This window comes from Algibacter sp. (genome assembly GCF_049667265.1).
Taxonomy (GTDB): Bacteria; Bacteroidota; Bacteroidia; order Flavobacteriales; family Flavobacteriaceae; genus Algibacter_B.
Genome location: NZ_JBATHX010000469.1, coordinates 1 through 6,245, shown reverse-complemented (window position 1 = coordinate 6,245; position 6,245 = coordinate 1). Strand labels below are relative to the sequence as shown.

The window sequence follows — 6,245 nt, the reverse complement described above, 5'->3', positions numbered from 1 at the left end:
AGCAAACACTTTATTGATTATTTCGTTGCCATTAATAATCGAATTTCAAGATAGCGTTGCTATAAATACGATTATTCTTAATAAATGGTTTTTAATTGGCCTGACTTTATTAAGCTGTTATTTACTTAATTCGGGTATAAAATTATTCGCATTAAAATTCAAAAACTATGGTTTTAAAGACAATTCAACGCGTTACATCTTTATCATTTTGTGTATTGTGTTATTAATTGTTTTACAATTTGCAGCCATTCCAATTATAATTTTACTTTATATACTCATGTCCGTTTTAGACAATTTAACTTCAAAATAATATTTAAAAACTAAATTAAATGGCTTCAGGATTTTTTGCATTATTTGATGATATCGCAGCGCTTATGGATGATGTTGTAGTGATGAGCAAGATTTCGACGAAAAAAACAGCTGGTATCTTAGGTGATGATTTGGCTGTGAATGCAGAAAAAGCAACTGGTTTTGTGGCTTCACGAGAATTACCAGTATTATGGGCCATTACAAAAGGGTCTGCATTAAATAAATTGATAATACTGCCTATTGCTTTTTTGCTAAGTGCTTTTGCCCCTTGGGGTGTAACTTTGGCATTGATTTTAGGCGGTGTTTATTTAGCTTTTGAGGGCTTTGAGAAAATATTCCATTATTTTTTACCAAAAAAACATGATGAAGCTATTGGTGATGAAGTTGAGCAGATTGACCTTACAGATGAAGAAATGATTGTAGCTGAAAAGATGAAAGTGAAATCTGCAATTTTTACCGATTTTATTCTTTCTGTAGAAATTGTAATTATTGCCTTGGGAACCGTAATTGGTAAGCCCATTTTATTTCAAATTATGGTGGTTTCCGTTGTGGCAATAATTGCTACCATAGGTGTTTATGGAATTGTTGCCCTTATTGTTAGAATGGATGATTTTGGCTTAAAGTTGGTGAGACTTAATGATAATAAAAAGAGCTTTTCTCATATTATTGGAAACCTATTAATAAACACATTGCCATGGGTAATACGAGGTTTGTCAGTTATAGGAACCATAGCCTTATTATTGGTGGCAGGTGGTATTTTTGCGCATAACATTGATTTTTTACATCATTTTTTAGACAACTTACCAGAAATTGTCAGAGACTTTATTTTAGGCTTATTGGTTGGTTTTCTGGCTTTTATTTTGTTGAAAGGCTTTATGGCAATAAAAAAGTTAATATTTAAAAAAGGCCATTAGTGTTGATTACTTATTAGTACGTTAGGGATAATAGTGTAAAGCCCGCAGCCCGACACACATCTGGTAACGCCCAAATTGCTTTGATTTAATACATTAGGATTGACAAACCGAATAAAAATTAGGTTTTACTCCCGAATTTTCTTTTTACGTAACTCAAAATTCTGACCTAAATAAACTTTACGCACCATTTCATCGTTTGCAAGGTCTTCAGGAATTCCATGTTTTAGAATGCCACCTTCAAACATAAGATATGTTCTGTCGGTTATGGCCAGCGTTTCTTGTACGTTATGATCGGTAATAAGAATACCGATGTTCTTTTTGGTAAGTTGTGCTACAATTCGCTGAATATCTTCAACAGCAACTGGGTCAACACCTGCGAAGGGTTCATCTAAAAGAATAAAACTTGGGTCGGTTGCTAAGGCACGCGCAATTTCGGTACGGCGGCGCTCGCCACCAGATAATAAATCGCCACGACTTTTTCGAATATGCCCTAAACCAAACTCTTCAATTAGCGATTCCATTTTATCGTGTTGCTCTTTTTTGCTGAGTTTAGTAAGTTGAAGCACGCTTAAAATGTTATCTTCAATACTTAATTTTCTAAAAACCGATGCTTCTTGAGCCAAATAGCCGATGCCGTTTTGTGCACGTTTGTACATTGGGTATTTGGTGATTTCAGTATTATCTAAATAAATATGGCCTCCGTTGGGTTTTATTAAGCCAACAATCATGTAGAAAGAGGTTGTTTTTCCAGCACCATTTGGTCCTAAAAGGCCAACAATTTCACCTTGTTTTACTTCAAGTGAAACATCTTTTACTACTTTTCGTCCGCTGTAGGACTTCATTAAATTTTCGGCTCTTAAAATCATATTTTTATATACTGAACGCTAAAAATAGTAAAATCATATGCACTATTATAGCTTAATGTAAAAAAACAATACCTAAATTTTTACTTTGTTTTTAAGTTGATTTTCTTTCCGCTTTTGATTTCTAACAACAATTTTGGAAATATAGATGCTTACTTGGTATAAAATTAAAATAGGAATAGCTACAATAACTTGGCTCGCAATATCTGGCGGTGTAATTATAGCCGACAGAATTAGTACAATTACTAAGGCGTATTTTCTATAAGTCTTCAAAATTTCTGGTGTAACCAATCCTATTTTTGTTAAAAAATAAATAATGATTGGAAGCTCAAAAATTAATCCTGATGCTAGGGCAGAAGAGCGTACTAAAGCAATATAAGAGCTAATATCTATTTGGTTATCTACTTTTGTTGAAATGCTATAATTGGCTAAAAAGTTAAGCGATAATGGCGTAACAATATAATAACCAAACAATACACCTATAAAAAACAGTAGTGATGAAATAATTATAAAACCACGTGAATGTTTACGCTCGGTACTATGCAATCCTGGGCTTATAAATTTCCATAATTGATAAATTACGTAAGGAAAGGAAATAACAAAACCTCCTAAAATGGCTGTCCAGATATCTGCAGAAAACTGTCCTGCCATGGTTCTGTTTTGTAATATCATGGGCATTTCTTCAGCACAAAATGTGGTGTTCATACCAATAAATTTGGCTGTTTGACATAGCATATTATAAGTTGGAAAACTCATGTCGAGCGGAGCAAAAATAATATGGTCAAAAACAAACCGACTAAAAATAAAAACGAATACAGCAACCAAAATTACGGCTATAAAAATTCTAATTAAATGCCAACGTAAATCTTCAAGATGATCTAAAAAAGACATCTCATTAATGTTTTTTTTCGCCATTATATAATACCTTCTTTTATTAAATCATGTAAATGAACAACACCGCCATAATTACCATTTTCTTCAACTAGTAATTGCGAAATACCATGAGTTTCCATAACCTCCAAAGCGGCAATAGCCATGGCTTCTGCCTTAATACGTTTTGGGTTTGCACTCATAATATCTTTAGCAGTTAATCCAGAAAAATCATCAACTTTACTTAACATTCTACGTAAATCGCCATCGGTAATTATGCCTATAATTTTATGGTTTTCAACAACGGCCGTAACACCTAACATTTTCTCAGTAATTTCAACAATAACCTCCTTAATAATCGCGTTTGGACTAACCCTTGGTTTTTCATTTACCGACGAAATATCTTGAACACGTAAGTATAATTTTTTTCCTAACGCGCCGCCCGGGTGGTATTTGGCGAAATCGTTACTTGAAAACCCACGCAAATCTAATAAACAGATGGCAAGTGCATCGCCCATAACAAGTTGTGCTGTTGTGCTAGTTGTAGGTGCTAAATTATTCGGACAAGCCTCTTTTTCAACAAATGTGTTTAAAATATAATCAGCATGCTGCCCCAAAAAGGAATCAGGATTACCAGTTAGCGCAATCATTTTGTTTTTGGTGCTTTTTATTAATGGAATAAGGACCTTAATTTCTGGTGTGTTTCCACTTTTAGAAATGCATATTACAACATCATCTTTAAGAATTAAACCTAAATCGCCATGAATAGCATCTGCTGCATGCATAAAAATAGCTGGTGTTCCGGTTGAGTTTAAAGTGGCCACAATTTTATTTGCAATAATGGCACTTTTTCCAATCCCGGTTATTATCACGCGTCCTTTCGATTTGTAAATGAGCTGTGTAGCCTCTGCAAAATCATATGTTATTAAGCTAGATAGGTTGAAAATGGCTTTACTTTCCATTTCAATTGTCTGTCTCGCAATTTTAAGAATGGCATTTTTGTCTTTCAAAATTTAATTTATTTGAGTTGATGTATAAAGATTTTGTTATCTTTAGTGTTAATCAAATTGAATTTTGTTGTAATTTGAAAATTCGTTACAAAACTAACGAAAAAAATATGAGGGTTCTCTAATTGCTTTACGAAATTAAACAATCGTGATTTCTATTCGATGAGAGATATAATCAAATAATAATTTTTAACAATTCATGTCAATATCAAAAAGTGACTTACATGCTTCCTTAAAAAAATATTTTGGATTTAGTAAGTTCAAAGGACTTCAAGAAGGAGTAATAGAAAGTTTATTATCTGGAAAACACACATTCGTAATAATGCCAACAGGTGGCGGTAAATCTTTATGTTTCCAATTACCTGCATTAATGGAAGAAGGAACAGCTATTGTAGTGTCACCTTTAATTGCATTAATGAAAAATCAAGTAGATGCCATTAGAGGTATTTCAAAGGAAAACGGCGTGGCGCATGTTCTAAATTCTTCCTTAAATAAAACCGAAATAAAGCAAGTAAAAGAAGATATTGTAAGCGGTATTACAAAACTCTTATATGTTGCTCCCGAGTCCTTAACTAAAGAAGAAAACGTAGAGTTTTTAAGGTCTGTAAAAATATCTTTCATGGCTATTGACGAGGCGCATTGTATTAGCGAGTGGGGACACGATTTTAGACCAGAATACAGAAACCTACGTCACATTATAAAGCGTATTGGCGATAATATTCCAATTATTGGATTAACTGCAACCGCAACCCCAAAGGTTCAAGAAGATATAATAAAGAATTTAGGAATTAGCGATGCCAAAACCTTTAAAGCATCATTTAACAGGCCTAATTTGTATTATGAAGTACGTCCAAAAACTAAAACGGTTGATGTAGATATTATAAAATTTATTAAAAAGAATGAAGGCAAATCAGGCATAGTATATTGTTTAAGCAGAAAGCGCGTGGAAGAATTAGCGCAAGTTTTGCAAGTAAATGGTATAAATGCTGTTCCGTACCATGCAGGGTTAGACGCGAAAACACGTTCAAGTCATCAAGATAAATTCTTAATGGAAGATGTTGATGTGGTTGTTGCAACCATTGCATTTGGTATGGGGATTGATAAACCAGATGTGCGCTTTGTAATTCATCACGATATTCCAAAAAGTATTGAAAGTTATTACCAAGAAACAGGTCGAGCTGGTCGTGATGGCGGAGAAGGCCATTGTTTAGCCTATTATGCCTATAAAGATATTGAAAAGTTAGAAAAATTCATGTCTGGTAAACCTGTTGCCGAACAAGAAATTGGTCAAGCTTTGTTACAAGAAGTGGTAGCTTTCGCGGAAACATCTATTTCCAGAAGAAAATTTATACTTCATTATTTTGGTGAAGAATTTGATAATAAAACTGGCGATGGCGGTGATATGGATGACAATGTAAGGTATCCTAAAAAGAAAGTTGAAGCCAAAGATAATGTTCAAACGCTTTTGCAAACTATTGATGATACCAACGAAAAATATAAGTCCAAAGATTTAGTAAACGTATTAATAGGAAAAGAAAACGCTTTAATTAATTCTCATAGAACCAACGATCAACCATTTTTTGGAGCTGGAAAGCATAAGGATAATAAATACTGGATGGCCTTATTAAGGCAAGTATTAGTGGCTGGGTTTCTTAAAAAAGATATTGAAACTTATGGCGTTATCAAGTTGACTGACGGAGGAAAAGGCTTTATTAAAAAGCCAGTAACCTTCATGATGACCGAAGATCACATTTTCGAAGGCGAACAAGAGGATGGAAGTATTATAACAGCTCAAAAAGGTGGAGGTGCCGTAGCAGACCCGGTTTTAATGAATATGCTAAAAGATTTGCGTAAAAAGAATGCTAAAAAAATAGGCGTGCCACCGTTTGTTATCTTTCAAGACCCATCATTGGAAGATATGGCCTTAAAATATCCTATTAATTTAACAGAGTTGGCAAATGTAAATGGTGTTGGAGAGGGTAAAGCCAAAAAATATGGTAAGGATTTTGTAGCCTTTATTGAAAAATATGTTGATGAAAATGATATTGTTCGTCCGGACGATTTAGTAGTAAAATCAACGGGAACAAACTCTGCTAATAAGCTGTATATTATCCAAAATGTAGATAGAAAATTACCGCTAGACGATATTGCTTCCTCAAAAGGTATGACCATGGCCGATTTTATAAAAGAAATGGAAGTAATCGTGTATTCTGGAACTAAATTGAATATTGATTATTGGCTAAATGATATTTTAGATGAAGATCAGCAAGAAGAAATTCACG

The 6,245-nt window shown here is 33.7% G+C and carries 5 protein-coding genes and 1 pseudogene; 3 read left to right on the top strand and 3 right to left on the bottom strand.

Features of this window, described 5'->3' with window-relative positions; translation table 11 throughout:
* Both WBN21_RS16155 and WBN21_RS16150 read left to right on the top strand, forming a co-directional pair.
* Positions 1–310 (top strand): annotated as a pseudogene (locus tag WBN21_RS16155) (CDP-alcohol phosphatidyltransferase family protein); the annotation flags it as partial.
* A 19-nt stretch (positions 311–329) separates the two neighbouring features.
* A complete protein-coding gene (locus tag WBN21_RS16150; RefSeq protein WP_424202096.1) occupies positions 330–1,223 on the top strand; it encodes a DUF808 domain-containing protein in 894 nt (297 codons plus the stop codon).
* 125 nt (positions 1,224–1,348) lie between these two features.
* Here the strand turns inward: WBN21_RS16150 and lptB are convergent, their stop codons facing one another.
* The 3 genes from lptB to WBN21_RS16135 form a co-directional block, all read right to left on the bottom strand.
* A complete protein-coding gene (gene lptB, locus WBN21_RS16145) occupies positions 1,349–2,089 on the bottom strand; it encodes an LPS export ABC transporter ATP-binding protein (RefSeq protein WP_424202094.1) in 741 nt (246 codons plus the stop codon).
* 72 nt (positions 2,090–2,161) lie between these two features.
* Positions 2,162–3,001: a twin-arginine translocase subunit TatC gene (tatC, locus tag WBN21_RS16140; RefSeq protein WP_424202092.1), complete on the bottom strand. Its 840-nt coding sequence runs from the start codon at positions 2,999–3,001 to the stop codon at positions 2,162–2,164.
* Positions 3,001–3,918, bottom strand: a complete 918-nt coding sequence (locus WBN21_RS16135) for a KpsF/GutQ family sugar-phosphate isomerase (RefSeq protein WP_424202097.1) — start codon at positions 3,916–3,918, stop codon at positions 3,001–3,003. The genes tatC and WBN21_RS16135 overlap by 1 nt, the downstream gene beginning before the upstream one ends.
* Positions 3,919–4,162: 244 nt before the next feature.
* Here WBN21_RS16135 and WBN21_RS16130 point away from each other — a divergent pair.
* Positions 4,163–6,245: RecQ family ATP-dependent DNA helicase (locus WBN21_RS16130; protein WP_424202090.1), on the top strand; the 2,083-nt coding region annotated here is incomplete at its 3' end.

Coding starts and splice junctions, on each gene's coding strand:
- WBN21_RS16150 (WP_424202096.1), top strand. CDS start 330: ATGGCTTCAGGATTTTTTGCATTATTTGATGATATCGCAGCGCTTATG.
- lptB (WP_424202094.1), bottom strand. CDS start 2,089: ATGATTTTAAGAGCCGAAAATTTAATGAAGTCCTACAGCGGACGAAAA.
- tatC (WP_424202092.1), bottom strand. CDS start 3,001: ATGGCGAAAAAAAACATTAATGAGATGTCTTTTTTAGATCATCTTGAA.
- WBN21_RS16135 (WP_424202097.1), bottom strand. CDS start 3,918: ATGGAAAGTAAAGCCATTTTCAACCTATCTAGCTTAATAACATATGAT.